We start from the raw sequence: 25780 nt of genomic DNA, 5'->3' as shown, positions 1-25780 counted from the left end.
TGATATGGCTAAGAATATAAAATTATGGGGTGGTCGCTTTGAAGGTACTGTCGAAGACTGGGTAGAGCGCTTTGGTGCGAGTATATCTTTTGACCAGAAATTAGCTAAATTTGATGTGATTGGTTCCTTAGCCCACGTTCAGATGTTGGGTCAGACGGGCATTTTGAGTTTGAAGGAATCAGAAAAGATTCAAGAAGGCTTGAAAGAGCTTTTAGAAGAGCTAGAGGCAGGCCAACTTGTCTTTGATATCGCAAACGAAGATATTCATATGAATATGGAAGTGTTGCTGACAGAAAAAATTGGTCCCCTTGCAGGGAAACTACATACGGCTCGTTCTAGAAATGACCAAGTTGCGACAGATATGCACTTATATCTCAAGGAACAACTAGGCCATGTCCTAGATAAACTGACTCATCTCAAGGGTGTTTTATTAGACTTGGCGGAAAATCATGTGGAGACAATCATGCCGGGCTATACCCATCTGCAACATGCCCAACCGATTAGTTTTGCCCACCACCTGATGGCTTACTACAATATGTTTCAAAGAGACAGTGAACGTTTTGGATTTAACCAGAAGCATACAGACCTATGCCCTCTAGGTGCGGCAGCTTTGGCAGGGACGACTTTCCCCATTGATTGCCAATTGTCTAGCGATTTGTTAGAGTTTAAGCAACCTTATACAAATTCTTTGGATGCTGTTAGTGATCGCGATTTTATCTTAGAATTTCTATCCAATGCCAGCATACTCATGATGCACATGAGCCGTTTTTGTGAAGAAATGATCAATTGGTGTAGTTTTGAGTACCAATTCATTACCTTGTCAGATACGTTTACAACAGGTTCCTCTATTATGCCCCAAAAGAAAAATCCAGATATGGCTGAGTTGATTCGAGGAAAGACTGGTAGAGTTTATGGACATTTGTTTGGACTATTGACAGTCATGAAGTCCTTGCCCTTAGCTTATAATAAGGATCTGCAAGAGGATAAGGAAGGAATGTTTGACACGGTCGAAACGATTTTAAATTCTTTGGATGTGTTGGCAGGTATGTTATCTAGCTTGCAGGTAAACAAGGAAAAAATGCAAGAGTCGACAGAGAAGGACTTTTCAAATGCAACTGAGTTGGCAGATTATTTGGCAGGAAAAGGCTTGCCATTTAGAGAAGCTCATGAGGTTGTGGGAAGATTAGTGTTAGACTCTATCAAGTCTGCTAAAAATATTCAAGATTGGACTTTGGAGGAATTACAAACCTATCATTCCCTCATTGCCGAGGATATTTATGTCTACTTGCAACCTAAAACTGCTGTTCAAAGACGAAATTCCTTGGGAGGTACAGGGTTTGACCAAGTGAAATACCAAATTGCAGTCGCTAAGAAAGCGAATGAAGCTAAAAAGTGCTAGATTGATAGGTTCAGAATAAGAGGTTGGTCGATTGACAGCCTCTTTCTTGTCGTTAAAAAAGTGAGATATATTGACTTTTGAAAAAAATGTCATAATTGAGTTGGGATAAACGTAAAAGTCATACTTTCTCGTTAAATCGTTCGGCGATTCATGGTGACATGGACACGTAGTAGTAAGCAAACTATGTGGCTTGGCAGAGCTAAAAACTTCGGGATTAACAATGGCTGGTATTAAGAACTAACGAACAAATAATATGTAAAGAGTCGAGGAAATCCCTCGGCTTTTTTATCTTTCCTTCGCTTGGTAATAGATCTCTACTTCTTTTTCGAGATGAGACAGTATAGAAGTTTCCTCGGTTAGCTCCAGAAGGGAGAACCCTTTTTGGATAAGTTTAGCATTATCTGTACAAATCCCAATACGGACATAGCAGATAGCCAGCCTATCGTAGCTTTTCTTATTCTTGGCGTCCTCTAGTAAAGTGTAGCAGATTTGCTTACACATGTTTTTATCTTGAGTGTATAGATAGAGTGTGGAAAGGTTTAATAGAATTGTCATTCGCAAGTCATATAAATGTTGATAGTTTTTATAGACTTCTAGGCGTTGCAATATTTTTCCAGTGATGAGATGGAGGTATTCAATGGGAAAACTGAAAAGAATGGTATTGAGGATTTTTAGATCACTCTCATACCATGTATCTTGTTTTTCAATTTTTCTCCAAAGTTTTTTGACAACCTGTTCTGCGTGATCTGATAGTTCACCTGCCCCGTGTTGACGGATATAAATGACAACTTCAAGCATATCTCTGATTTCTTCTATAGGGAGATCGTGGTGGGTCTTGAGGTAGTCTTGGCATTTTTGAAATAAATTGACAAGATCGCTGATCCCGATAATGGAACGCATATTGAGATAGGTTTGCATAATCTCTGTGCGTTGACTTGGTTGATAAAGTTGACAGATATATTCAAATTCTTCAAAACTCATATTGATTTGACGGAGAAGAAATTCCATATTTTCATATTTTGGGGTTGTCTTGCCACTTTCGATTTTTGATAAGCTGGTTCTTGAGAGAACACCCCCACAGACCTCTTCTTGGGTCAGCCTCTTTGACTCACGTATTTCTTTATAGACCTTTCCGAAATCATAACGCATGATTTTCTCCTTTTCGTGAAAAAAGTTAACAAACAATAAAATTTTGTTAAAAATATTGTATCATAGCAATGTAAAAAGTAAAAAAGAAAGTCGAAATAAATTTGTGAAAAAGGTTGACATAGTTTAAAAATGGAACTAAAGATAAGATGAGGAAGAATGAGTAGTGTAGATAAGATTCGAAAAATACACCTCATCGTGTGTTGGCTGTATATATTTTTATCATTAAGGGCGCCGCTAATTAGCAGCACAGAGTATTTCTTGCTTCTTTTTTTAGCGTTTCTCTATTCGATAGTATCGCTCCCTATATATTCAGTGAAAAATAAAATAGTATCTATCTGTCTAGCCATAAATTCGATTCTGTTAATGAGTTTCCCGATTTTAATCAATAAATATTTCCCAGGAAAGGTTTCTACTTATATCGTATTAATCAGTATTTTTATCCTGGAGTTCTTAATCTTTAATATAATTGGTAAAGATTTTGATACTAGATTAGCTAGCGAGTATAGGAAAATCAGTCAGTTTAAAAGTAAGATGTCTCAATCTCCTTGGATAAAATATTTAGAGATTTCTAGTTTTATATTAACTATATTTCCATCTATTCTTTACGGTACAGTTGATAATCATGCACTAACTCTTATCTTTTTGATAAAAATTTGTGTAGATACCACGATAAAATTTTTATTCATCAGATTATTTGACACAAGTACTTTAATGAAGAGGAGAATATTTTTTCTTTTCGCATTGGATGTTATAGCTTACTTATTTTTAGGATATCTTTTAGTGATTCAAAAAGCAGGCTATTTGTTTTCGGTTTTACTTCTTTTTTCTAATTTTTCAGTTCCCTTTATCAGAGAAAAAGAGTATGAATTATTTAAAAATAAGAAATGAGATAGATATGGTAGCTTTATTAAAACTGAGAATAAAGTTTGGGAGATATTTTTATTTATTTTAGGTGTGTTGTTAATTGTAATTTCATTACTAAGTCCCCCAAAAATTAAATTTTGGAAATAGAGTTAGTGAGAAGGATAGGATAATAGTATTATGATGGTTGTTTTAATTTCAGTTATTGTTGCATTCCTGTACCATAAAATTACAGAGTATGTCAACAACAGGAAAATTGATATTGTTATTTTTCTATCATTGCTGATTTCTCATTTTATTTGGAATTACTATTTTTTACCAATTGAAATATTGATAGCAATCAGTGGAGCAAATTTATTATTAAGTTTTTTAAAAAAATTACAGATTAAATAATATTATTCCATATGACATATCAACTAGGTCATTAGATTTTATTGAAGATATAAATTAAAAACGAGGTTGGGAAAAAACTCAATTTGAAAGTGAAATTGAGTAAATCTTTCTATCTATATAACGTATATCATCAATATTTTTGAACACCTGATAATATGCATTTTTCTTATTTTAAAGATTTTTTGCCTTTCTTCATTTCTTGAATGAATTGGAGAGATGACTTTATTTAGGTGTTTGACATTACTATAGATAGGATTTAGCAGTACTAATATGAACTCATATTATAGGTGTAGACTTAAATTTTGGAAGCAAGCTAAAGGATATCTTATCTAGGTAACTAAGTGCTATAACAAGATATATTGGTGGAGTTAGTATGGCAACTATTACTAATGCTCTTAATATTGCGGCTACTGTTGCTGAAGTCTTCTCATTAGGAGGAGCCATTGCATATGGTTTAGATATCGTAGACGGTAAATTTGATGGGTATTTATGGGCGTAAAACTATAGCTATGAAACATTTTTTTGCAGGAATTGGTGAAATTCATTTTTTGTTATTTTTATTATATCTAAGCATGTCTGCTAGTCCAATTATTGGACTAGTGATTGGATATACTAAAATAAATCTAATAAATTCTATTATTATAGCTCTTGGTATGATATTGGCATTAATTTTGGTATTATCAAGAGTGTATAGAAAATATTTTTATAGAGACGATGATGACTAAAGTTTTTATCAATAATTTGGGCTCCTTGTCAACTGTAGTGGGTTGAAGAAAAGCTAACGTCTGGGGAAGGGTTTAAAGCTTTGCTTTATCAAATATTGACTTACAGAGTTGCTCTATTGTATTGATGTATTCTTAGTAAATAATATGGTGTTTTGAATGAAAGATGATCAGAAATATTTATTAGCGGGACTTTATTCGCTTCTAGTTGCAATATTTTATTTTCCATTGATTGATTCCAAGGGGATTTTTGTAAGTATATTGATGGCGGTTTTACTTTTATATTTAATATACTTCATTGGAACAGTCATTCATATTGTGATAATTAAGTTTATAAGAAAAAAATCTTTTAAGTATTTGGTTCTATATCCATTTACTTATGATGGGAGCTGGAGATTTCAACCTATAAACTTACTCTACTTTCCAGAAATGGTGAGAGATGTCATTCCGATTAATTTAGTTCAAGAATATTGCCAAGGACAACCTTACGGACTGTTAAAAAAGATGCTGAAAAGAATTCGATTGTCACGAGAGATATCTTTACTCCTGGCTACCATTATCGTCTATTTTTTTACGCATAGAATTCTACCTCTTTCAGTATTTACGTTCATATTTTCTTACATATTGCTATTTGCACAATCTTATTTGGGTGGTAATACCGCTTGGATTGGAAATAGAAGATTAATAATAGATGATGAATTTGAAAAAATCTTGCTTTTAAAAAGTTATATAAAAGAAATATCATCTGCACGATACTCAGAATACTTGACATGTGAATACAAAAACTTTACACCAATCATATTGTTAGCTATTTTTGAAAATTTGCTTGACTCCTACTTGCTTCAGAATCAGAGTGAGGTTGACTTAGATATTTTTTATAAAGTTTTACCTTTGCTTTATAAAGAAAAATATACTATGGGATTCAATTACTTTGTAAGTTTAAATTATTTACTATATAAGGTTGGATTTTTGGGAATCATTTACGATAATGAAGCATTAAGAGATTTGTCAAAACAATATTTAAACAAAAATATTTCGGAATTACAAGATGGTTCTTTCGAGGGCGGTATACAAGATGCTGTTGCCTCTAAACAAATAGTAGTTATAAATGAATTTATAGCTTGTTTAAATTCCAGATGCGTGCCATCCCAATATGATAGATTTTTTTATAAAGATAGACCTTATATTTTTTCCAGAAAGAGTCCTATTAAGGGGTGAAAATTTGTTACATTTGGATTAACAAGTGTCCTAGGGATTAGAAATAACTCTAGTATAGCTAGATATTTTTGAGTAACTAGAAATATCATTAGTCTACCCATATGATTGCCAGAAAAGATGGCTGATGAATCTTATTTATACTGTTGCAGTAGGCGTTGTCTAGGATAAATAAGCTATCTTGATGGGGGAGATTGGAATAATTTTAGTAGAAACATTAAAGGATTATGGACAAGTAGCGCAGGATTAGGTGATGCAATGTGCTAAGTTGGCTTGGTGTTAGCAGTAGTATTATTTAACAATGGAAAGTAGACTAATGAAAAATAAGCGTTATTTTTTTGACACAATTTTAATAATTTTACTGCTTATAAGCACGATATTTTGTGTCAGCCCAGTATTTATAAAATTGGACATCTTAGGAACTCCCTCTCATGCCATCTTAACCTTTGTATTGGCGATACCGTTATTCTATATTTTGTCTCAATGCTTACATACTTTGCTATTACTAGTTTCCTCAATCTTTTGTAAATTAAGACCAATTTATTTTTATTTTATATTTGTGATCATTATAGGAGCTAGGAAATACTATCGAATTCTCTTTCACCAACTAATGGGATTTAGTCCAGGAATAGCAGTGTTTTATAAGGAGAGTCAAACAACTAAGAATCTGTTTAAATTTTACTACTTCTTGTACTTTACAACACTAATTTCATACTATTTTTTCTTTACTTTTGTGTATGACAAACCGTTGCTTTTGCCTCTTATTTCATTTTCTATTATCATAGCATTAGTACAAAAACTTTATAGAATTGAGAATCAACAATTATTTCTGTTAAAATCAAAGGTACTAACAATACTGGAATCTAAGAAGAATTGTGAGTTTAATCTTCAGGATTATCATGAAATTTGGAAATTGCAATCAAAATCTGAGTTGCCATGCGTGGCTTTATCTTATATCAGTTTAATCAAGCCATATCTTTCAGAGAGTGTGCGTGAACAAATTGATTTATTAGAAGTTAAGCGATTTAAAAAAATAAATCATCCAATATCACTTTATGGTATGTTGGATGTTATAAAATTAAATCTATATTTACGGCATTATAATGAAAAAAATAAATATGAATCAATGTTAAATAAAATTTTAGAGGTAAGACCAGACTTTGTTTTAATCGAGCAGAATATTGATGATAGTTTAAATAGCTCGCAACCATTATCTTTATCTTTAGCCATTTCAGAAATCCAACTTTTGCTTGAAGTGTATATGGGGATCAAACATGTTTCAATTAGGAGATAAAACCAGAATAATATTTGCCATTATAGGGGCAAGTTGCATATTAGTCAGTATGTATCTTATACCTCTCATTAACACGGATAATAAATTTTGGGAAATACTTTTATTTATATTAGGTGTATTGCTAATTGGAATTGCGTTACTAAGTCAAAAAAAATAAATTTTGAAATAGTATTAGTGAGTTCGCAATCATTTATTGCTAGTGGTTTAGAACTGTTAAGTTTCAAACAATAATTGATTTTAAACCTTAGGTAACCTATAAAAACAAATAAGGTAGAGAAAGGATATCTTATCTAGGTAGCTAAGTGATAAAAACACAGTCGTCTATCACTTGTTAGGAAACTATCCTAACTATGCTTAATAAAAAAGGAGAAAATAAATGGAACTCGTATTACCAAATAATTATGTTGTTCTTGAGCAAGAAGAGATGATGTATCTTGATGGGGGATTTTCTATTCCGAGATGGCCTGTTGCAACAGCCATTAATATAGCTTTTAATGGTGTTTTAGGTGGAGGAGCAATCAGTCTAGTTAGAAATTATATTCGTAATTATGGTTTGCGGCGAGTTACAAGCGCAATTGCTGGAGCAGCTGCAAGATATGTTGGGGTACGAGTTGCAAATAGAGTGGCAGGATTTGCACTGTCTGCTATTAATGGATTTGCAGCTTGGATGTCAATTGGTGATGCCATCACAACAATTTGGGCAAATAATGATATTAATCGAAGAGATCCAAACTTAAACGCTTTATGGTAATTGTAAAATGGATATGAAAATTGAAAAAATTTTTGTTATTGTATTTTTAGCATTTCTACTCATTTCCTCTGTAACTTTTTTAGCATATGATCATGTTGGTGAGGAACTAAAGAAATTAATCATTATGATTAATTTAATATTTTTGCTTTTAACCATAGCAATGATAGTTTATGCAAAAATTTTTTTAAATCGATAACAAATATGATATAGCTGGAGTGATAGGAAGGGGAGTCTACTATATTAGAGACTGTTCTCTTAATGAAGGTTATAATATTAGTGGTAATTTTTATCCTTGGGACGGCTTCATATCGGAGACAGTAAGATGAGTAATGTAGATAAGATTCGAAAAATACACATCATCGTGTGTTGGGTGTATATATTTTTATCATTCAGGGCGATTATAAATGATACGGAGTATTTTTTGCTTATTTTTTTAGCTTTTATCTACTCAATAGTATCACTACCTCTATATTCTGTGAAAAATAAAATAGTATCTATCTGTCTAGCCATAAATTCGATTCTGTTAATGAGTTTCCCCATTTTAATCAATAAGTTTTTCCCAGAAAGTTTTTTGACTTATACCGTATTAATAAGTGTTTTTATTACAGAGTTGATAATTTTTCATTTAATTGGGAAAGATTTTGATATTAAATTGACTAACGAATATAAGAAAATTAGTCAGTTTAGAAGCAAGGTGTCTCAATCTCCTTGGATAAAATATTTAGAGATTTCTAGTTTTATATTAACTATATTTCCATCTATTCTTTATGCTACAGTTGATAATCATGTACTAACTCTTATCTTTTTGATAAAAATTTGTGTAGATACCACGATAAAATTTTTATTCATCAGATTATTTGACATAAGTACTTTAATGAAGAGGAGAATATTTTTTCTTTTCGCATTGGATGTTATAGCTTACTTATTTTTAGGATATCTTTTAGTGATTCAAAAAGCAGGCTATTTGTTTTCGGTTTTACTTCTTTTTTCTAATTTTTCAGTTCCATTTATCAAAGAAAAGGAATACGAATTATTTAAAAATAGCAAGTAATAGAAATATGGATTAAATCTTGGAACGGCTTAAAATCAGACATGATAAAGGAAAGCTATCTAGGTAACTAAGTACTATAAACACAGTCGACAATCACTTGTTAGGAAACTATCCTAACCATGATTAATAAAAAAGAGAATTTTGATGGAACTCGTATTACCAAACAACTATGTTACTATTGATGAAGAAGAGATGATGTATCTTGATGGTGAAGGGTGGCTTGCCTTGCTTTGTGGAGGTGTAGGTGGTGTCGCAAGCGGAATAGCAGGAGCTATAACTGGAGCGGCAGCTGGTGCAGCACTAGGGACAATAACCTTACCAGTTATTGGTACAGTTAGCTATGCATTCATTTTAGCTACTTGTGGTGCAGCAACAGGTTATATGTCAGGCTATATTACCGGCTATAATTTCGGTAGGATATTGGAAAGTAATTTAGGCTGGGACTAGTTATGAAAGATAAAAAAGTACAACTATTTGCGACTATAGTATTTATTATGAATCTATTATTAGCTATCGTGAGTTTATTTGATACTAGTATTTTTAAGCATGTTTTCCTTATAGTGAGCTATCTGGCAATCATGTTTGCCTTTCTTATCTATATTGTTGCTAAATACATTCAATCACGGAATAATGGAAGGTAAGTATAGGATATTTTATGTGCCTATTCAATCATGGGCATCTTTATCGATTACCATTTCATTTTCGGCTTAGAAAAGAAAGGACAAGGTTAAAACAATTTCTTCAATAAAGGAGTCAAGATTGGCTCCTTTCCTTGTCTTCTCTAACCAAGCATGTTATAATGAATACTGCTCAAGCGACCTTCAATCGTTAAAGCACACACGACCTTCAATCGTGAACTAGTCATTTCGTTTATCTTTTATTACGTCGTTAACTCGAAATGAGATGCAAGCTTAGCTTGTCTGATTTATAACCTCAATCAGTCTCCCAGACTGATTGAGCGAACTCAAGTTATGCCTGCGACTCGTTGCCTAGTCCTAAAAGCAAACGAAAAGACTATACTCGAAGAAATTCTATTGAAAGTCATAGTAAATAGAATTTTGAGGGGTATAAATAAACGAATAGATGGGAGACTTACCATGAGTGATAACTCTAAAACACGTGTTGTCGTGGGGATGAGTGGTGGTGTTGATTCGTCGGTGACGGCTCTTTTGCTCAAGGAGCAGGGCTACGATGTGATCGGTATTTTCATGAAGAACTGGGATGACACAGATGAAAACGGGGTCTGTACGGCGACCGAAGATTACAAGGATGTGGCTGCGGTGGCAGACCAGATCGGTATTCCCTATTACTCTGTCAATTTTGAAAAAGAGTACTGGGACCGCGTTTTTGAGTATTTCTTAGCGGAATACCGTGCAGGACGCACGCCAAATCCAGATGTTATGTGCAACAAGGAAATCAAGTTCAAGGCCTTTTTGGACTATGCCATGACCTTGGGGGCAGACTATGTAGCTACTGGGCATTATGCCCGTGTAGCGCGTGATAAGGATGGCATTGTTCACATGCTTCGTGGCGTGGACAATGGCAAGGATCAGACCTATTTCCTCAGCCAGCTTTCGCAAGAACAACTTCAAAAAACCATGTTTCCACTAGGACATTTGGAAAAGCCTGAAGTTCGCAGACTAGCAGAAGAAGCAGGACTTGCGACTGCTAAGAAGAAAGATTCGACAGGGATTTGTTTTATCGGAGAAAAGAACTTTAAAAACTTCCTTAGCAACTACCTACCAGCTCAGCCTGGTCGCATGATGACTGTGGATGGTCGCGATATGGGCGAGCATGCAGGTCTTATGTATTATACGATTGGTCAGCGTGGCGGGCTTGGTATCGGTGGACAACACGGCGGAGACAATGCTCCTTGGTTCGTTGTCGGAAAAGACCTAAGCAAGAATATTCTCTATGTCGGCCAAGGTTTCTACCATGATTCGCTCATGTCAACCAGCCTAGAAGCCAGTCAAGTCCACTTTACTCGTGAGATGCCAGAGGAATTTACGCTAGAATGCACAGCAAAATTCCGCTACCGTCAGCCTGATTCTAAGGTGACCGTCCATGTCAAAGGAGATAAGGCAGAGGTTATCTTTGCAGAACCGCAACGCGCGATTACACCAGGACAGGCAGTTGTTTTTTACGATGGCGAAGAGTGTCTAGGTGGTGGTTTGATTGACAATGCTTATCGAGATGGACAAGTTTGTCAGTACATTTAGATTGACAAATTTTCTTAATTTGCTACAATAATAAAAGCAATAGAAATGATGGTCAAAGCTCATGGATGTTGCAGGCTTTTTTGTCCTGCACTTCTTTGGAGTTTTGACTGTTTTTGTGTCGTTTAGAGGAAAGGACAAAAATGACTCAGCAAGACTTTCGGACAAAAGTAGGAAATACAGTTTTTGGTGTTCGGGCGACAGCCTTGATTGTCCAAAATCGCAAGCTTCTAGTTACCAAAGATAAGGGCAAGTATTATACTATTGGCGGTGCGATTCAAGTCAATGAAAGCACGGAAGACGCGGTAGTTCGTGAAGTGAGGGAAGAACTGGGTGTTAAAGCTCAAGCTGGGCAACTAGCTTTCGTGGTTGAAAATCGTTTTGAACAGGACGGTGTTTCCTATCACAATATCGAGTTTCATTATCTGGTGGATTTGCTTGAAGATGCCCCATTGACCATGCAGGAAGATGAGAAAAGGCAGCCCTGTGAGTGGATTGACTTTGATCAGCTCCAGAATATCCAGCTAGTTCCAGCCTTTCTAAAAACAGCCCTACCAGTTTGGGACGGCCAACTAAGACACATTCATCTTGAGAAATAGGAGAGAAATATGACATATAATTTTACTGAAGAATACGATATTATTGTAATTGGTGCGGGACACGCTGGGGTTGAGGCTTCCCTGGCTGCCAGCCGTATGGGTTGTAAGGTTTTGCTTGCGACTATCAACATTGAAATGCTGGCTTTCATGCCTTGTAACCCCTCTATCGGTGGTTCTGCCAAGGGGATTGTCGTGCGTGAAGTCGATGCCCTCGGTGGCGAGATGGCCAAGACCATTGACAAGACTTACATCCAGATGAAGATGCTTAACACAGGGAAGGGGCCAGCTGTCCGTGCCCTTCGTGCGCAGGCTGATAAGGAACTTTACTCTAAGGAAATGCGCAAGACGGTTGAAAATCAAGAAAATTTGACCCTTCGTCAGACCATGATTGATGAGATTTTGGTTGAAGATGGTAAGGTTGTCGGTGTCCGTACAGCTACCCACCAAGAGTATGCTGCCAAGGCTGTTATCGTGACGACAGGAACGGCCCTCCGTGGGGAAATTATCATTGGAGACCTCAAGTATTCATCAGGTCCTAACCACAGCTTGGCTTCTATTAACCTTGCTGACAATCTCAAGGAATTGGGCCTCGAAATTGGTCGTTTCAAGACAGGAACTCCTCCACGTGTCAAGGCTTCTTCTATCAATTACGATGTGACAGAAATTCAGCCAGGAGACGAAGCGCCTAATCACTTCTCTTATACTTCACGTGATGAGGATTATGTCAAGGATCAGGTGCCATGCTGGTTGACCTATACCAATGGTACCAGTCATGAAATTATCCAAAATAACCTCCACCGTGCGCCTATGTTTACAGGTGTGGTCAAGGGAGTGGGACCTCGTTACTGCCCGTCGATTGAGGATAAGATTGTGCGCTTTGCGGACAAGGAACGTCACCAACTCTTCCTTGAACCAGAAGGGCGCAATACTGAGGAAGTCTATGTTCAAGGACTTTCAACCAGTCTGCCTGAGGATGTCCAACGTGAACTGGTTCATTCTATCAAAGGGTTGGAAAATGCAGAGATGATGCGAACAGGTTATGCCATTGAGTACGACATGGTCTTGCCTCACCAGTTGCGTGCGACTTTGGAAACCAAGAAAATCTCAGGACTTTTCACTGCTGGTCAGACAAATGGAACGTCAGGTTACGAAGAGGCAGCAGGCCAAGGGATTATCGCGGGTATCAATGCGGCTCTGAAAATCCAAGGCAAGCCTGAGTTGATTTTGAAGCGCAGTGACGGTTATATCGGGGTCATGATTGATGACTTGGTGACCAAGGGAACCATTGAACCCTACCGTCTCTTGACCAGTCGTGCTGAATACCGTCTCATTCTCCGTCATGACAATGCTGATATGCGTTTGACAGAGATGGGACGCGAGATTGGTCTTGTGGATGATGAACGCTGGGTTCGCTTTGAAATCAAGAAAAACCAATTTGATAATGAGATGAAACGCTTAGACAGTATCAAACTCAAGCCAGTCAAGGAAACCAATGCCAAGGTTGAGGAGATGGGCTTCAAGCCGTTGACCGATGCAGTGACAGCCAAGGAATTCCTTCGCCGTCCAGAAGTTTCTTATCAAGATGTGGTGGCCTTCATCGGACCAGCTGCAGAGGAATTGGATGACAAGATTATCGAATTGATTGAAACAGAAATCAAGTACGAAGGCTATATTTCAAAAGCCATGGACCAGGTTGCCAAGATGAAACGCATGGAAGAAAAACGCATTCCAGCTAATATCGACTGGGATGACATTGACTCTATCGCAACCGAAGCCCGTCAGAAGTTCAAACTCATCAATCCAGAAACCATCGGCCAAGCCAGCCGTATTTCGGGAGTAAACCCAGCAGATATTTCTATTTTGATGGTGTATCTGGAAGGTAAAAATCGTAGTATTTCTAAAACTCTTCAAAAATCAAAATGATACGTCGTCGGCTTCTTACGAACGAGTTCAAAGCTTGGCTTTGATTCATCTCCAACCTCCCATAGTTCCCCGAACTATGGGAGCTAACTCAAGTTATGCATTTTCCTAGCCTTCTGGTCTGATTTTCATTGAGTTTTAATCTCAAAAGAAAGCATAGAGAAAAACAGCTCCGAAGACGGGGCTGTTTTGTGATTTATTCTTCATCTGGTGTGAGGATCATCGGGATAATGATTGGTTCACGTTCTGTATTTTCATAGAGGAAGGGGCGAATAGCGTTGACAATGGCACCATTGACAGATTGCACGCTAGCATCCTTGTTTTTCAGTGCGATACGAATGGCATTGAAGAGGATACGCTGGCTTTGGCGAATCAGGTCGCCAGACTCTCTCATGTAGACAAAGCCTCGGCTGAGGATGTCTGGACCAGATAGAATCATCTGCGACTTGAAGTCAACAGTTGCGACTGCTAAAACGACACCGTCTTCAGATAGATCACGACGGTCTTTGAGGACAGCTGCGCCGATTTCACCGATACGATTTCCATCGACATAGATGTCTTGGGCGTTGAAATGACCTGCAATACGAGCTGAGTCAGCAGTAAGGGCAAGCACATCACCATTACTCATGATAAAGATATTGTCCTTCTCAACACCAGTATCCACTGCTAGTCCAGCGTGGACTTTTTGCATGCGGTATTCACCGTGGACAGGCATGAAGTATTTTGGCTTAATCAAGCGGAGCATGAGTTTTTGCTCTTGCTGGCCACCGTGTCCAGATGTATGGATATTGTTCACTTTACCGTGGATAACTTCGACACCAGCTTCAGAAATGATGTTAATCAGCTTGTTGACGCTAGTCGTATTTCCAGGGATTGGACTTGAAGAGAAGATAACGGTATCACCGGGTTGGAGTTGTACCTGACGGTGGGTTCCGTTGGCGATACGAGAGAGGGCTGCCATCGGCTCACCCTGACTACCTGTACAGAGGATGAGAACCTCGCCAGCAGGGTAGTCTTTGATTTCATTTGGCTCGATAAAGGTTCCCTTAGGAGCTTTGATGTAGCCAAGGTCGATTCCGTTGACAATGGCCTTTTCCATAGAACGACCAAAGACCGCAATCTTACGTCCAGTCTTAACAGCAGCTTCAGTTGCTTGCTGGAGACGGAAGATATTTGAGGCAAAGGATGCAAAGATGATACGTCCTTCAATGCCTTGGATAATCTTCATGATGGACTGACCAACGACTTTTTCAGAGTTGGTAAAGGTTGGCACTTCTGCATTTGTTGAGTCAGACAGAAGACAAAGCACGCCTTCTTCACCAAGGGCAGCCATACGATGCAAGTCTGCAGGTTCTCCAACTGGAGTAAAGTCGAACTTGAAGTCGCCCGTACAGATGATTTTTCCTTGCGGAGTATGAATGACAATTCCCAAAGGCTCTGGAATAGAGTGAGTCGTTCTAAAGAAAGTTGCCTTGAGATTTTTAAAGGTCAACTCAGTGTTGTGGTTTATTTCGTAAAGTTTGGCGTTGCGCAAGAGGCCGTGTTCTTCGAGTTTCCCACGGATCAAAGCCAAGGCAAGTGGTCCAGCATAGATAGGGACATTTGCTTGCTTGAGCAGGAACGGAATCCCACCAATGTGGTCCTCGTGTCCGTGGGTAATCAAAACAGCCTTGACGCGGTCGATATTGTCCACGATGTATGAGTAGTCAGGAATGACATAGTCGATACCCAGCAAGTCATCTTCTGGGAATTTAATCCCAGCATCGACGATGATAATCTCATCTTGGTATTCAATTCCGTATGTATTTTTCCCGATTTCTCCCAGACCACCGATGGCAAAAACGCCGACTTCTTCAGGTTTAAGAGTGTAGGCCATATTAGAACTCCGTGATTTCGAAGGCGCCAGTTTCTTTTTCGTAATCTAGCAATTTGTCAGACAAGAGTTCGATATACTCGATATTGTACTCTGGGCGATTTTCTTCGACAAGTTGGCGAGCAGCGATACGGCCCTCAAGTTCTGAGCTGGCATCGATGTCTAGGTAAAGTGCGCGTGTTGTTTCACGGCGTGGGCTACGTTCTTTTGTTTCTTGATAAAAAACTTTGTAAATCATATAGTTCCTTTCTATTTTACAGGTCAGCTTATTCCAAACTTTTAGCAGAGATTTGCTTGATTTCATTCCATTTTGTGTCTAGATTGACCTTGATTCGTTACAATTATTTCAATTATACCACAAAATGAAAAATTAGTAAAAGACGGAAACGAGAAAGTCATGGGACGATTTCTTTGGTAAACGCTTGCAATTCCAAAAAGTATGTGCTATAATATATAGAAAGAAATAGTCTAAGCTGGAAAGGAAATAATTCGGAAACTATATTGTTTAGTGCTATTGATATTATGTTTAACTTTATAGATACTTCTGAATTGGATAAAGTTACCGAATTGAATGAACATGGTTTCCCTGTAGTTAGATTAGATAAAGCAGAGGAGCTTGGTTTAGATAATGAAGCTTTGGAGGTAGGGCGTGTTTTAAACGAAATCGTAACGGATATAGAGACTAACGGAGAGTCAACTGATTTGGCTAGAATGGATCGCTCTCTTTTTCCTATAGGCTCTTATGGTAATTATTGTGGTTATGGGAAATAATGGATATTCTATTCCAGCTATTGATGATTTAGATATGGCTTGTTTCTATCATGATAAGTGTTTTAAGGGATTTTTAGCAGATAATAGAAGTTGCAATGCCGCATTCCTAATAAGATTATCTCCTATTGTAGCAAATAATGCTTGGAATACAACTAAAGGAGCATATGCAAGAGCAGCTGTGGCTCTATTTTCTAGATTCGTATAAGACTAAGTTTTTGTAAAATATGAGTTGTTACGTAAAAGTGTTGATATGAATATTGGTGTCTATGAACAGAATCTTATTTTATAAGTTTTAACTTATCTTTTAAGGTTTCTGTTTATAGGCGCTTGTAGATGTGTTTATGTCTTTAAAAAATATATTTGCGATATTAAAAATGGATACTTATGCAATATTTCACTTTACTTATTAAGATAATTTTAAACTAAGGAGGTTGCCCTATGTATAACTTATTTGCTTTTGCTATCGGAGCTCGCTTGGTAGCTTTTATTGTTTTTGTTGCTTGCGTTTATGGAGGGAATCTTCTATTTGCCAAACTGGAACGACGACAAACCAAGTTCTTGTGGAAAATTACCTTTGTGACTCTCTACTCGCTTTTTCTCCTCCTTGTAACCTATGTCGTTTGGTTTGTATTTTACTTTGGATTAAATGCTTAGATGCCCCGCTTATGCTGGGGCTTTTTGTTTGGTGGCAAAAGATAGTAAATTTATGACACGAAAATTCCACCCCATCTATCAAGATGAGGTGGTCTTTGCATTTTTCTAAAATGACATGACAATGGAATTTTCAGAGCTTATTATTTTTATGGGAGTCATTGTTCTGCTCAAAAATAGAGTTGAAGCATAAAAATAAAACAATACAAACAGATAGATCAATTGGTAAAGGGATAGTAGTCATGTTTAAATCATTGAGAATGCTGAGCAAACTATAAGAGATAAAGATAATAAAATTTATCCTTCTAAAAATGTGTTTTTTATCTAGCATGACTTACCAAACTTTTTACGAAGGTCTTTTCCAATGGTATAACCTGCCATAAATAAAGCGATACCAACACCTACACCAAAGCCACCCTTTATTTCTTGCAATTCCTTAGTAGAAATTTCACAATAGTTGTTCAAATCTTTCATCATATTAATCTCCTCCTAAAAAATAACCAGCTGCCAAACCAGAACCTATAAGTGCTGTTCCACCTGCAATAGCTTTCCAAGATACTGCTACTCCAAAGATAACCAAGGGAGCGAGACCGCCATCAATATCTGATAATTCATTTTCAGATAAGGATAAAAATTGATTGTCAAGAACGTCAAAATTTGTCATTGAACTTTCCTCCTTTTTTCTTGTTCACTTTTATATTCGTAAAAGAAAAGGAAAAGTGAACATTTTTTTAAATTATTTTTAGTTAAGTGAGGGCACTCTTGTTTGGGGATAAAGAAAATTCCCATGTGCCAGCTTTTGTAGTATAATAGTAAGCAGAAAAAAGATAGGAATGTGTTATGAAAGTATTAGCTTTTGATACGTCTAGCAAGGCTCTTTCTCTCGCTATTTTAGAGGATAAGCAGGTTCTTGCCGAGACGACGATTAATATTAAGAAAAATCACAGTATTACCCTTATGCCTGCCATCGATTTTTTGATGGCGAGTGTGGACTGGACGCCCAAAGATTTGGATCGAATCGTGGTGGCGGAAGGGCCAGGTAGCTACACAGGCTTGCGAATTGCGGTGGCAACTGCCAAAACCTTAGCTCACACTCTAAACATCGAGTTGGTTGGTATGTCGAGTCTCTTGGCTCTGGTGCCCTACCAACAAGAAGGCTTGTTCGTTCCTTTGATGGATGCGCGTCGCAACAATGTTTACGCAGGATTTTATGAAAATGCCAAACCTGTCATGCCAGAAGCACACCTGCCCTTTGAGCGAGTGATTGAGCTAATCAAGGGTGCTAGCCAGGTAACCTTTGTCGGAGAAGTTGGCACCTTTGTGGAGCAGATTCAAGAACACTTGCCAAGGACTAATTTCAAAGAAACCTTGCCTAATGCAGCCAATCTTGCTCTTTTGGCCTGGGACAAGGAAGCAGACTCCTTACACGACTTTGTGCCAAATTACCTCAAACGTGTTGAGGCAGAGGAAAACTGGCTCAAGAACCACACCGAGTCTGGCGAGTCTTACATTAAACGCCTATGATAGAAATTAAACGAATCCAACAGCAGCCTGACTTAGCTCAAGCCATCTACGCTGTTATGATAGCTGTTTACCCAGTCAGTCCTTGGACGCTGGAGCAAATCCAAGCTGACCTATTCCAAGACCAGACTTGGTATGCTCTGGCCTATGATGGGGCAGAAGTGATTGGATTTCTAGCTGTGCAGGAAAATATCTTTGAGGCAGAAGTCTTGCAAATCGCTGTTAAAGGAGACTATCAGGGTCAGGGGATTGCGTCAGCCTTGTTTGCTCAATTGCCGACAGACAAGGAGATTTTCCTCGAAGTCAGAAAGTCAAATCACCGAGCGCAAGCATTTTACAAGAAAGAAAAGATGGCAGTCATCGCTGAGCGAAAGGCCTACTACCATGACCCATTCGAGGACGCCATCATCATGAAGAGAGAAATAGATGAAGGATAGATATATTTTAGCATTTGAGACATCCTGTGATGAGACCAGTGTCGCCGTATTGAAAAATGACGATGAGCTCTTGTCCAATGTCATTGCTAGTCAAATTGAGAGTCACAAACGTTTTGGGGGCGTAGTGCCTGAAGTAGCTAGTCGTCACCATGTCGAGGTCATTACAGCCTGTATCGAGGAGGCACTAGCAGAAGCAGGGATTACCGAAGAGGACGTGACAGCTGTTGCGGTTACCTATGGGCCAGGATTGGTTGGAGCTTTACTAGTTGGCTTGTCAGCTGCTAAGGCCTTTGCTTGGGCACATGGACTTCCGCTGATTCCCGTTAACCACATGGCTGGTCACCTTATGGCAGCTCAGAGCGTGGAGCCTTTGGAGTTTCCCTTGCTAGCCCTCTTGGTCAGCGGTGGACACACAGAGTTGGTCTATGTTTCTGAGGCTGGTGACTACAAGATTGTTGGAGAAACGCGAGATGACGCGGTTGGTGAGGCCTATGATAAGGTCGGCCGTGTCATGGGCTTGACCTATCCAGCCGGTCGTGAGATTGACGAGCTAGCTCATCAGGGACAGGATATTTATGATTTCCCTCGTGCTATGATTAAGGAAGATAATCTGGAGTTTTCATTCTCAGGTTTGAAATCTGCCTTTATCAATCTTCACCATAATGCCGAGCAAAAGGGAGAAAGCTTGTCCACAGAGGATTTGTGTGCTTCCTTCCAAGCAGCTGTCTTGGATATTCTTATGGCAAAAACTAAGAAGGCTTTGGAGAAATACCCTGTTAAAACCTTAGTCGTAGCAGGTGGTGTGGCAGCCAATAAAGGTCTCAGAGAACGCCTAGCAGCCGAAATCACAGATGTCAAGGTCATCATTCCACCTCTGCGTCTCTGCGGAGACAATGCAGGAATGATTGCCTATGCCAGCGTCAGCGAGTGGAATAAAGAAAACTTTGCAAACTTGGACCTCAATGCCAAACCAAGCCTCGCTTTTGATACCATAGAATAAAGAGTCAGCTTAAGGCTGGCTTTTTTATTTTTTCCAACTATCAGAATATTTTGACAAATGAACACAAATAATGATATAATATGCAAAAGCTAGGAGGTGGTAGGATGATTGAAAAAATGGAATTGGGGGAATTTTACAAGGAACTGCGCCTGGCTAGAAAGCTCAAGCAGTCAGATGTGGCTTGTGCTGGACTAACAGCTTCTCAGCTATCCAAGTTTGAACTAGGACAGTCTATGCTGTCTGCAGATAAGTTGATCCTAGCCATCCAAGGTATAAATGTGACCTTTGATGAGTTTGGGCACAAGCTCAACAACTATCAAGAATCTCCACATATGCAGATTGGTAGAAAGGTTGTGGATCGCTTTGCCCACCAAGATATCGCTGGCTTAGAGCAACTATTGGAGAAAATCAAGCAAGAACAGATGGCAGAGACCTATCGTCGTTTGAATGCTATTGTAATCAAAGATGCCATCCACTCACTAGATAAAAGCTACCCACTAGCAGAGGAGGATAGCGAGTTTTTGACCACCTATCTCTATGCTATCGAGTCTTGGACCTGGTTTGAACTCTATCTCTTTTGCAATACTATGCCCTTCTTGAGCAATCAAGATCTGATCTTTTTATCAACCTCCTTACTCGAAAAATCCAAAGAATTTAAAGAGTTAGTACACAATCGATTGTATATGAAGCAAGGACTCTTAAATATCATCTCAGAGCTCATGGAGCGCAAACTTTTTTCTTATATCCCAATCTTTGAAGCCGAGCTGGAGAGTATGCTCCGTCCATACGATGTTTTTGAGAAATTATTGTGGCAGTTTTTAAAGAAGATGAGCATTTTCCTTCAAACTAAGGGAAGCAATCAAAAAGAGATTGAACACTTTATCCAATCTCTGCAAGTATTAGAAAATCCACAATTAATAGCCCTTTTTGAATTGCGTTTGCAGCAATACAAAAAGCTTATCGATTAGTTAGAAATGGCAAAATAATAATAATCTCAGCAACGATTTTCAATAATGTTAAAATTTGTTTTTTCATATTTCTCCACTCCTCATTAGTAGTAACTTTATTATACCAGAGAAGTAATCAAATTCACCAAAATCGCAAATCTGAAATTTCTATAAGAAAAAATATCAAATATGCGATTTTTTAAAATAAGCCAATTTTCGTGTTATACTGTCCTTGTAAAGCACTTGAAGCAAATCCTAGGTCGCAGAAGTGGTTTATAAGTAAAAATAATTGGAGGAGAAGCATATGACAGCATTTGTACATGAATTAACACGCGAATCAGAAAGATTCAATCAGTCTGAAAGAGTGACAATTACTTTCTTTTGTACAGTATTGTAAAAGATACTCAATTATTAAGTTTATTTTTATACTTATAAAGGTTTTGGAATTTTAATGTAGAAAATGCCAACTGAGGTAATTGCTAAAGAACAAGTCATCATAACAAAAGGAGAAAAGAATGTATAAATATAAAATTGTAGACGAAGAAAGTTTGCCTGTCTATGGTTATAAAATTCACATATCGGCAACTCTTGATAATTACAAGGATATCTATAATCTTCTTTCTCCGTTGTTAGATGATAGGAAGATATCTTATAAGTATATATATAGGGAAGAAGATGTGGCTTATAATTTCTCTATTAGAGAATCTCCTGCTAATTCAGGGAAATACTTTACGATTTATCCTAAAAATAACGATGCTTTTCGTAGCATATTAGAACTACTTTATCAAACTATTCCTAAAAATATGGAGGGAATTTATATTCTAAGCGATCGTGCCTATAAAGATTCCAATACAATTTTTTACAGATATGGGTTCTTTAGAGAAGATTTGGAGTATTTAGAAAAAGGTATTCCGACGTTGCTAGGACCAAATGGAGAAAAGTGGCAAGACTATCAAAAAGCATATTTTAACTTACCAGAATGGATTCAAGACATTCAAGAGAATACGTTTATAAAGGATTCATACTTAGCAAGAAATTATAGATTAAAAACCGTACTAACACAGTCAAATGGAGGGAATGTCTATCAAGTAGATTCAGTGATAGAAGGGAAAAAGTATATTTTGAAGGAGTGCCGACCTCATATTATTTCTTTTGGAGGAGTAGAGACTCAAGCACTTAGAAAAAATGAATATGAAATTTCAAAAAAATTATTAGATTGTGTTCCAGCTGTGCGTGAAACTGTTACAGAGTGGATTAACCAATATTATATTTATGAATTTATAGATGGTAGTGATTTATTAAAATACACAAAACCATACTCTATTGTTAGCTATAAGAAGCCTAATAAGGAGTTAAACATTAAGAGATTTAAAAGTTTTTTATTGATTACTAGGGAACTATTAGAATTGGTTGAATATTTTCATAGTCGAAATATTATTTTAAATGATATACATCCCGGAAATTTTATAAAATCAGAGAATAAACTTTACTTTGTAGATTTAGAAAATAGTTATGAGTATGATAATAAACCAGCTATTGGTTTGTATAGCGTAATTAGCTTAAAGGAATGGAACTCTATAGATGGCAAAGTATCTGATTGCCATAAAGTTGGGAATTTACTACTATTTTTGTTGGCTAGATTGCATATAAAATCAATGGACAATTTATCACAATCATATCATATTTTAAATTCTTTATTGGCTGAATTTGGTTTAAGAACAAATTTTACAAGTATTATAGAAAAACTATTTTCTAAGGATGCAACAGTATCTGATATCCTGAAAGATTTAAATGAAATTTATGTTTATCAAATTGAATCCCTGCATAGTTTAGATGAGGTTCTAACTGATCAACCAGAAAGATCTTTTACTATTACTGAGATTATTAATAAAGAACTAGTCAATTTTCAACGATATGAGAATGCTAAAAATAATCAGCGATTACTGCAACATCTGATGCATAGAGAAAAAAATTTAGGACTAGATGGATTGTCTGGCTTACTTATTTTGATGAAAATATATGACTTTGATTGCGATATTATTGATTATGGAATTAATATCATTATTGAAAAATTAATTGTGGCAGATAATGGTAGGATGGTTCCGATAGAATCAAATTTAGTTTCACCTTATCTAAATAACGGGACAGCAGGATTTATCCGTGCTTTGATTTTTATAGATTTTGAAAAGTATACAGATCTAATCAAAGAATTATCTGAAGGATTAATTACAGAGTTTGCTCAATATGCAGATTTCTGGAATGGTATGCTAGGGATAGCTGATACATTGTTAGAACTGTATTGTTATTTTAAAGTAAGAAAATATAAAGAAGTTGCATTGTCTTTGTTAAATACAGTAGAGTGCTATGTGAAGTATTCTAAAGCAGATAAGCAAGAGTACCTTTATGTGTTATCTAAGTACATGGATATGAAGGAGTTGTGATGAAAGTATTTCTTCAAAATAGAGATTTTAGACAATTAACCATCAACCAGTGGATTTCAACGCTTGGGGATACGATTTTTTATCTGGCCTTCCTGAATTATGTGGCAGATGCATCTTTTGCCCCTTTGGCGATTTTACTCATCACGATTTCAGAAACCCTGCCCCAAGTTCTACAAATCTTTCTGGGAGTTTTGGCGGATTTTCAACATCATCGTGTCTTGAAATACACAGTCATTAGTTTTGCAAAATTTTTGCTTTACTCTATAGTGTCTTTATCACTTTCAGGGCAGTCTTTCTCCTTGTTGCTAGTAGCATTTATTTGTCTGATTAACCTCTTGTCTGACACATTGAGTTATTTTTCAGGCGCTATGCTCACTCCGATTTTCATTAGAATTATTGGGCAAGACCATCTGGCAGAAGCTATTGGCTTTAAACAGTCAACTGTTAGTTTAGTGAAAACAATCAGTAATATCCTAGGAGGAGTCTTACTAGGCATTCTATCCATCCAGTTTATTTCCTTACTGAACGCTCTTACCTTTTTAATCGCATTTTTAGGTATCCTCTTCATAAAAACTGACCTCTTGAAAGTAGAAAAAACGATTAGCTATCAAGAAGGACTCTCTGTAAAATCCTTTTGCCAGCATTTGCTCCAATCATCGAAATTGATATGGAATATGAATAAGGTGCTCTTAGTTTTGTTTATTATTTCTATTAGTCAAGCAGTGATAAATGTTACAGTTCCTGTTTCTACTCTGTTTTTGAGGAATCAACCCTTTTTGAATTTACAAACAGGTCAATCTCTTGCCTTGCTATCCACTTTTGAACTGTCAGCCCTGATTGTCGGAAGTCTTGTAAGTGGCTATTTGAAAAATACGATTTCTATAAAAACAGCTCTCTATGCCTCACTTGTCATCCAATTGCTTCTTCTAGTAGGATTTGCCACAGTTCGTTTTGACTGGATTCTTATCTTTAGTACCTTGGATGCCTTTTTCGCAGGTGTTCTCTCTCCTAGATTGCAAGAACTCGTCTTTAAACAAATACCTGAGGAGTCAATGGGAGCAGTTCAATCTTCTATCGGTGCTATTACGGTTGTTTTACCTAGCTTATTTACAATAGCTTTGGTAACCATTGCTACTAGCTTTGGAACTCTGGCAGTTAGCTTTGTTTTATTGCTATTTCTTCTAGTTGCCTTTGTCATGCTTCTGAATATTCGTGAAAGTATTTAGCGGAGAATTTCTATAATATATATTTGAGACTGGATTGCCAGTCTTTTTATGATGGTCAAAATCAACAGACTTTTTTCTCTTTCCTGAATGTGTTATAATAGTCCATGCTGTGGCTGGATTCTTATCAGCCTACTTATACTCTTCGAAAATCTCTTCAAACCGCGTCAGCTCCTATCTGCAACCTCAAAACAATGTTTTGAGCAACCTGCGGCTAGCTTCCTAGTTTGATCTTTGATTTTCATTGAGTATTATTAAGACAATACGAGGAGAAAGATGAAAGAAAAAGGATTTTGGGAGGGAGCGCAGGCAGCTATGCCAACGGCCCTTGGATATGTTAGTATCGGACTGGCCTGTGGGATTATCGGTGCGCCCTATGTGACACCTGTTGAGATGGGCTTGATGAGCCTCTTTGTTTATGCTGGGAGCGCCCAGTTTGCCATGTTGGCACTAATTGCGGTTCAAGCACCTGTGGCAGCTATTGCTATGACGGTTTTTCTAATCAATTTGCGTCTCTTTTTGTTGAGTTTGCATGCGTCGACCTATTTTCGTCATACCAGTCTTTGGCACAATATCGGTATGTCTAGTATCTTGACAGATGAGACCTATGGCGTTTTGATGGGCGAATTAGCCCATACAGACAAGGTCAATCCTATGTGGATGCACGGAAACAACCTCAACAGCTATGTGGCTTGGTTTGTGGGAACAGTTGTCGGAACGGCTCTGGGTGGTCTGCTACCAAATCCAGAGATCTTTGGTTTAGATTTTGCCCTGGTTGGGATGTTTATCGGCATTTTTGCTTCGCAATTCCAGATTATGCAAAGACGGATTCCTGTCCGCAATCTGCTCATTATCTTAGCAGTTGTTGCGGTGTCCTTCTTTTTACTTTTGACAGTGGTGTCTCAGTCACTAGCTGTTCTCTTTGCGACGCTACTTGGTTGTACAATGGGGGTGGTTTTAGATGGTCAGTAAGTATCTTTTATTAGCAGTTATTTTCTCTGGCTTGGTGACCTGGATTCCCCGTATGATTCCCTTCATCTTGGTCAAGTATAAGGGCTTGCCTGCGATCGTTGAGCGTTTTTTGAAGTTCTTGCCTGTTTCTATTATCTTTGCCTTGATTCTTTCAAGTGTAGTGACAGGCAAGGTTGGGAGTCTTCCTCAAATCAAATGGCTAGACTTCTTAGCCGTCTTTCCAACAGCTTGGGTGGCCTTTCGCTACCGCAATCTAGTCGGTACGGTTCTCTTTGGAGTGGTCTTGATTGCAGTCTTGCGTTTGGTCTTTTAATACTCTTCGAAAATCTTTTCAAACCACGTCAGCTTTGCCTTTCCGTAGGTATATGTAACTG

Annotated in this window: 28 protein-coding genes and 1 pseudogene; 24 read left to right on the top strand and 5 right to left on the bottom strand. The window is 37.5% G+C overall.

From position 1 onward, the window contains the following. Positions 1-4 precede the first annotated feature (4 nt). Positions 5-1399, top strand: coding sequence for an argininosuccinate lyase (gene argH / locus HT708_RS00380; RefSeq protein WP_172925841.1), 1395 nt, complete (start codon positions 5-7; stop codon positions 1397-1399). Positions 1400-1684: 285 nt separating this feature from the next. On the opposite strand, the gene HT708_RS00375 is transcribed toward argH, so the two are convergent. After that, entirely contained in the window at positions 1685-2548 is an 864-nt protein-coding gene (locus HT708_RS00375) for a helix-turn-helix transcriptional regulator (protein WP_172925840.1), read from the bottom strand. Positions 2549-2704: 156 nt separating this feature from the next. Between HT708_RS00375 and HT708_RS00370 the strand changes: the two genes are divergently transcribed. The 13 genes from HT708_RS00370 to mnmG all read left to right on the top strand — a co-directional run bounded on the left by HT708_RS00370 (position 2705) and on the right by mnmG (position 13573). Further along, positions 2705-3436 carry a hypothetical protein gene (locus tag HT708_RS00370; protein WP_172925839.1) on the top strand — a complete coding sequence of 244 codons (732 nt, stop codon included), beginning with the start codon at positions 2705-2707 and terminating at the stop codon, positions 3434-3436. Positions 3437-3589: 153 nt separating this feature from the next. Further along, positions 3590-3802, top strand: a complete 213-nt coding sequence (locus tag HT708_RS00365; protein ID WP_000989849.1) for a hypothetical protein — start codon at positions 3590-3592, stop codon at positions 3800-3802. 373 nt (positions 3803-4175) lie between these two features. Continuing rightward, on the top strand, positions 4176-4301 hold the full coding sequence (locus HT708_RS12095; protein WP_000201419.1) for a hypothetical protein: 126 nt from the start codon (positions 4176-4178) through the stop codon (positions 4299-4301). After that, positions 4282-4527, top strand: a complete 246-nt coding sequence (locus HT708_RS11585; RefSeq protein WP_000513492.1) for a hypothetical protein — start codon at positions 4282-4284, stop codon at positions 4525-4527. The genes HT708_RS12095 and HT708_RS11585 overlap by 20 nt, the downstream gene beginning before the upstream one ends. 156 nt (positions 4528-4683) lie before the next feature. Continuing rightward, the gene (locus HT708_RS00360; RefSeq protein WP_172925838.1) at positions 4684-5742 is read left to right on the top strand and encodes a hypothetical protein; all 1059 of its coding nucleotides are present in this window, start codon (positions 4684-4686) and stop codon (positions 5740-5742) included. A 313-nt stretch (positions 5743-6055) separates the two neighbouring features. Then, positions 6056-7033, top strand: a complete 978-nt coding sequence (locus HT708_RS00355; protein ID WP_050078538.1) for a hypothetical protein — start codon at positions 6056-6058, stop codon at positions 7031-7033. A gap of 376 nt (positions 7034-7409) precedes the next feature. Beyond that, entirely contained in the window at positions 7410-7784 is a 375-nt protein-coding gene (locus HT708_RS00350; protein ID WP_172925837.1) for an SPH_0224 family bacteriocin-like peptide, read from the top strand. Positions 7785-7791: 7 nt separating this feature from the next. Next, on the top strand, positions 7792-7980 hold the full coding sequence (locus tag HT708_RS00345; RefSeq protein ID WP_016397257.1) for a hypothetical protein: 189 nt from the start codon (positions 7792-7794) through the stop codon (positions 7978-7980). Between the two features lie 126 nt (positions 7981-8106). Further along, complete coding sequence (locus HT708_RS00340) at positions 8107-8835, top strand: hypothetical protein (RefSeq protein ID WP_172925836.1); 729 nt, start codon at positions 8107-8109, stop codon at positions 8833-8835. A 144-nt stretch (positions 8836-8979) separates the two neighbouring features. Further along, positions 8980-9282: a hypothetical protein gene (locus HT708_RS00335; RefSeq protein ID WP_023941044.1), complete on the top strand. Its 303-nt coding sequence runs from the start codon at positions 8980-8982 to the stop codon at positions 9280-9282. Between the two features lie 650 nt (positions 9283-9932). Then, positions 9933-11054, top strand: coding sequence for a tRNA 2-thiouridine(34) synthase MnmA (gene mnmA / locus HT708_RS00330; RefSeq protein WP_172925835.1), 1122 nt, complete (start codon positions 9933-9935; stop codon positions 11052-11054). A 140-nt stretch (positions 11055-11194) separates the two neighbouring features. Further along, positions 11195-11650, top strand: a complete 456-nt coding sequence (locus HT708_RS00325; RefSeq protein WP_172925834.1) for an NUDIX hydrolase — start codon at positions 11195-11197, stop codon at positions 11648-11650. Between the two features lie 9 nt (positions 11651-11659). Further along, positions 11660-13573 (top strand): tRNA uridine-5-carboxymethylaminomethyl(34) synthesis enzyme MnmG, encoded by a 1914-nt coding sequence (mnmG, locus tag HT708_RS00320; protein ID WP_172925833.1) that lies wholly within the window; start codon positions 11660-11662, stop codon positions 13571-13573. A gap of 193 nt (positions 13574-13766) precedes the next feature. On the opposite strand, the gene HT708_RS00315 is transcribed toward mnmG, so the two are convergent. Next, positions 13767-15446: a ribonuclease J gene (locus HT708_RS00315; RefSeq protein WP_000331962.1), complete on the bottom strand. Its 1680-nt coding sequence runs from the start codon at positions 15444-15446 to the stop codon at positions 13767-13769. A 1-nt stretch (position 15447) separates the two neighbouring features. Next, positions 15448-15681 carry a DNA-dependent RNA polymerase subunit epsilon gene (locus HT708_RS00310; RefSeq protein WP_000639572.1) on the bottom strand — a complete coding sequence of 78 codons (234 nt, stop codon included), beginning with the start codon at positions 15679-15681 and terminating at the stop codon, positions 15448-15450. Positions 15682-16184: 503 nt separating this feature from the next. Between HT708_RS00310 and HT708_RS12275 the strand changes: the two are divergent. After that, positions 16185-16278: pseudogene (locus HT708_RS12275) on the top strand (phospholipase); the annotation flags it as partial. Between the two features lie 374 nt (positions 16279-16652). Beyond that, positions 16653-16868, top strand: coding sequence for a hypothetical protein (locus tag HT708_RS00295; RefSeq protein ID WP_023935522.1), 216 nt, complete (start codon positions 16653-16655; stop codon positions 16866-16868). 321 nt (positions 16869-17189) lie between these two features. On the opposite strand, the gene cibB is transcribed toward HT708_RS00295, so the two are convergent. Continuing rightward, positions 17190-17342 carry a fratricide two-peptide bacteriocin subunit CibB gene (gene cibB, locus HT708_RS00290; RefSeq protein ID WP_000974046.1) on the bottom strand — a complete coding sequence of 51 codons (153 nt, stop codon included), beginning with the start codon at positions 17340-17342 and terminating at the stop codon, positions 17190-17192. A gap of 1 nt (position 17343) precedes the next feature. Then, on the bottom strand, positions 17344-17529 hold the full coding sequence (cibA, locus tag HT708_RS00285; protein ID WP_000180841.1) for a fratricide two-peptide bacteriocin subunit CibA: 186 nt from the start codon (positions 17527-17529) through the stop codon (positions 17344-17346). A 176-nt stretch (positions 17530-17705) separates the two neighbouring features. Between cibA and tsaB the strand changes: the two genes are divergently transcribed. The 8 genes from tsaB (at position 17706) to HT708_RS00245 (ending at position 25719) form a co-directional block, all read left to right on the top strand. Next, the gene (tsaB, locus tag HT708_RS00280) at positions 17706-18389 is read left to right on the top strand and encodes a tRNA (adenosine(37)-N6)-threonylcarbamoyltransferase complex dimerization subunit type 1 TsaB (protein ID WP_166736628.1); all 684 of its coding nucleotides are present in this window, start codon (positions 17706-17708) and stop codon (positions 18387-18389) included. Further along, positions 18386-18823, top strand: a complete 438-nt coding sequence (rimI, locus tag HT708_RS00275; RefSeq protein ID WP_166736629.1) for a ribosomal protein S18-alanine N-acetyltransferase — start codon at positions 18386-18388, stop codon at positions 18821-18823. The genes tsaB and rimI overlap by 4 nt, the downstream gene beginning before the upstream one ends. Continuing rightward, positions 18813-19823, top strand: coding sequence for a tRNA (adenosine(37)-N6)-threonylcarbamoyltransferase complex transferase subunit TsaD (gene tsaD, locus HT708_RS00270; RefSeq protein ID WP_166736630.1), 1011 nt, complete (start codon positions 18813-18815; stop codon positions 19821-19823). The genes rimI and tsaD overlap by 11 nt, the downstream gene beginning before the upstream one ends. Before the next feature lie 104 nt (positions 19824-19927). After that, positions 19928-20791 carry an XRE/MutR family transcriptional regulator gene (locus HT708_RS00265; protein WP_166736631.1) on the top strand — a complete coding sequence of 288 codons (864 nt, stop codon included), beginning with the start codon at positions 19928-19930 and terminating at the stop codon, positions 20789-20791. A 494-nt stretch (positions 20792-21285) separates the two neighbouring features. Next, positions 21286-23211: a protein kinase family protein gene (locus HT708_RS00260; protein ID WP_166736632.1), complete on the top strand. Its 1926-nt coding sequence runs from the start codon at positions 21286-21288 to the stop codon at positions 23209-23211. Then, positions 23211-24437, top strand: a complete 1227-nt coding sequence (locus HT708_RS00255; RefSeq protein WP_166736633.1) for an MFS transporter — start codon at positions 23211-23213, stop codon at positions 24435-24437. The genes HT708_RS00260 and HT708_RS00255 overlap by 1 nt, the downstream gene beginning before the upstream one ends. Positions 24438-24710: 273 nt before the next feature. Continuing rightward, on the top strand, positions 24711-25406 hold the full coding sequence (locus HT708_RS00250) for an AzlC family ABC transporter permease (RefSeq protein ID WP_000659737.1): 696 nt from the start codon (positions 24711-24713) through the stop codon (positions 25404-25406). Next, a complete protein-coding gene (locus HT708_RS00245) occupies positions 25396-25719 on the top strand; it encodes an AzlD domain-containing protein (RefSeq protein ID WP_000253936.1) in 324 nt (107 codons plus the stop codon). The genes HT708_RS00250 and HT708_RS00245 overlap by 11 nt, the downstream gene beginning before the upstream one ends. Positions 25720-25780: the final 61 nt, after the last annotated feature.

The sequence above is a fragment of the Streptococcus sp. 3613 genome, from assembly GCF_013277375.1.
GTDB lineage: Bacteria > Bacillota > Bacilli > Lactobacillales > Streptococcaceae > Streptococcus > Streptococcus pseudopneumoniae.
Note: the sequence above shows the minus strand (reverse complement) of the source record. Positions and strands in the feature narration are given on the sequence as shown.

Bases quoted from the DNA above. Each gene is read 5' to 3' on its own strand.
- argH (WP_172925841.1), top strand. From the start codon at position 5: ATGGCTAAGAATATAAAATTATGGGGTGGTCGCTTTGAAGGTACTGTC.
- HT708_RS00375 (WP_172925840.1), bottom strand. From the start codon at position 2,548: ATGCGTTATGATTTCGGAAAGGTCTATAAAGAAATACGTGAGTCAAAG.
- HT708_RS00370 (WP_172925839.1), top strand. From the start codon at position 2,705: ATGAGTAGTGTAGATAAGATTCGAAAAATACACCTCATCGTGTGTTGG.
- HT708_RS00365 (WP_000989849.1), top strand. From the start codon at position 3,590: ATGATGGTTGTTTTAATTTCAGTTATTGTTGCATTCCTGTACCATAAA.
- HT708_RS12095 (WP_000201419.1), top strand. From the start codon at position 4,176: ATGGCAACTATTACTAATGCTCTTAATATTGCGGCTACTGTTGCTGAA.
- HT708_RS11585 (WP_000513492.1), top strand. From the start codon at position 4,282: ATGGGTATTTATGGGCGTAAAACTATAGCTATGAAACATTTTTTTGCA.
- HT708_RS00360 (WP_172925838.1), top strand. From the start codon at position 4,684: ATGAAAGATGATCAGAAATATTTATTAGCGGGACTTTATTCGCTTCTA.
- HT708_RS00355 (WP_050078538.1), top strand. From the start codon at position 6,056: ATGAAAAATAAGCGTTATTTTTTTGACACAATTTTAATAATTTTACTG.
- HT708_RS00350 (WP_172925837.1), top strand. From the start codon at position 7,410: ATGGAACTCGTATTACCAAATAATTATGTTGTTCTTGAGCAAGAAGAG.
- HT708_RS00345 (WP_016397257.1), top strand. From the start codon at position 7,792: ATGGATATGAAAATTGAAAAAATTTTTGTTATTGTATTTTTAGCATTT.
- HT708_RS00340 (WP_172925836.1), top strand. From the start codon at position 8,107: ATGAGTAATGTAGATAAGATTCGAAAAATACACATCATCGTGTGTTGG.
- HT708_RS00335 (WP_023941044.1), top strand. From the start codon at position 8,980: ATGGAACTCGTATTACCAAACAACTATGTTACTATTGATGAAGAAGAG.
- mnmA (WP_172925835.1), top strand. From the start codon at position 9,933: ATGAGTGATAACTCTAAAACACGTGTTGTCGTGGGGATGAGTGGTGGT.
- HT708_RS00325 (WP_172925834.1), top strand. From the start codon at position 11,195: ATGACTCAGCAAGACTTTCGGACAAAAGTAGGAAATACAGTTTTTGGT.
- mnmG (WP_172925833.1), top strand. From the start codon at position 11,660: ATGACATATAATTTTACTGAAGAATACGATATTATTGTAATTGGTGCG.
- HT708_RS00315 (WP_000331962.1), bottom strand. From the start codon at position 15,446: ATGGCCTACACTCTTAAACCTGAAGAAGTCGGCGTTTTTGCCATCGGT.
- HT708_RS00310 (WP_000639572.1), bottom strand. From the start codon at position 15,681: ATGATTTACAAAGTTTTTTATCAAGAAACAAAAGAACGTAGCCCACGC.
- HT708_RS00295 (WP_023935522.1), top strand. From the start codon at position 16,653: ATGTATAACTTATTTGCTTTTGCTATCGGAGCTCGCTTGGTAGCTTTT.
- cibB (WP_000974046.1), bottom strand. From the start codon at position 17,342: ATGATGAAAGATTTGAACAACTATTGTGAAATTTCTACTAAGGAATTG.
- cibA (WP_000180841.1), bottom strand. From the start codon at position 17,529: ATGACAAATTTTGACGTTCTTGACAATCAATTTTTATCCTTATCTGAA.
- tsaB (WP_166736628.1), top strand. From the start codon at position 17,706: ATGAAAGTATTAGCTTTTGATACGTCTAGCAAGGCTCTTTCTCTCGCT.
- rimI (WP_166736629.1), top strand. From the start codon at position 18,386: ATGATAGAAATTAAACGAATCCAACAGCAGCCTGACTTAGCTCAAGCC.
- tsaD (WP_166736630.1), top strand. From the start codon at position 18,813: ATGAAGGATAGATATATTTTAGCATTTGAGACATCCTGTGATGAGACC.
- HT708_RS00265 (WP_166736631.1), top strand. From the start codon at position 19,928: ATGATTGAAAAAATGGAATTGGGGGAATTTTACAAGGAACTGCGCCTG.
- HT708_RS00260 (WP_166736632.1), top strand. From the start codon at position 21,286: ATGTATAAATATAAAATTGTAGACGAAGAAAGTTTGCCTGTCTATGGT.
- HT708_RS00255 (WP_166736633.1), top strand. From the start codon at position 23,211: ATGAAAGTATTTCTTCAAAATAGAGATTTTAGACAATTAACCATCAAC.
- HT708_RS00250 (WP_000659737.1), top strand. From the start codon at position 24,711: ATGAAAGAAAAAGGATTTTGGGAGGGAGCGCAGGCAGCTATGCCAACG.
- HT708_RS00245 (WP_000253936.1), top strand. From the start codon at position 25,396: ATGGTCAGTAAGTATCTTTTATTAGCAGTTATTTTCTCTGGCTTGGTG.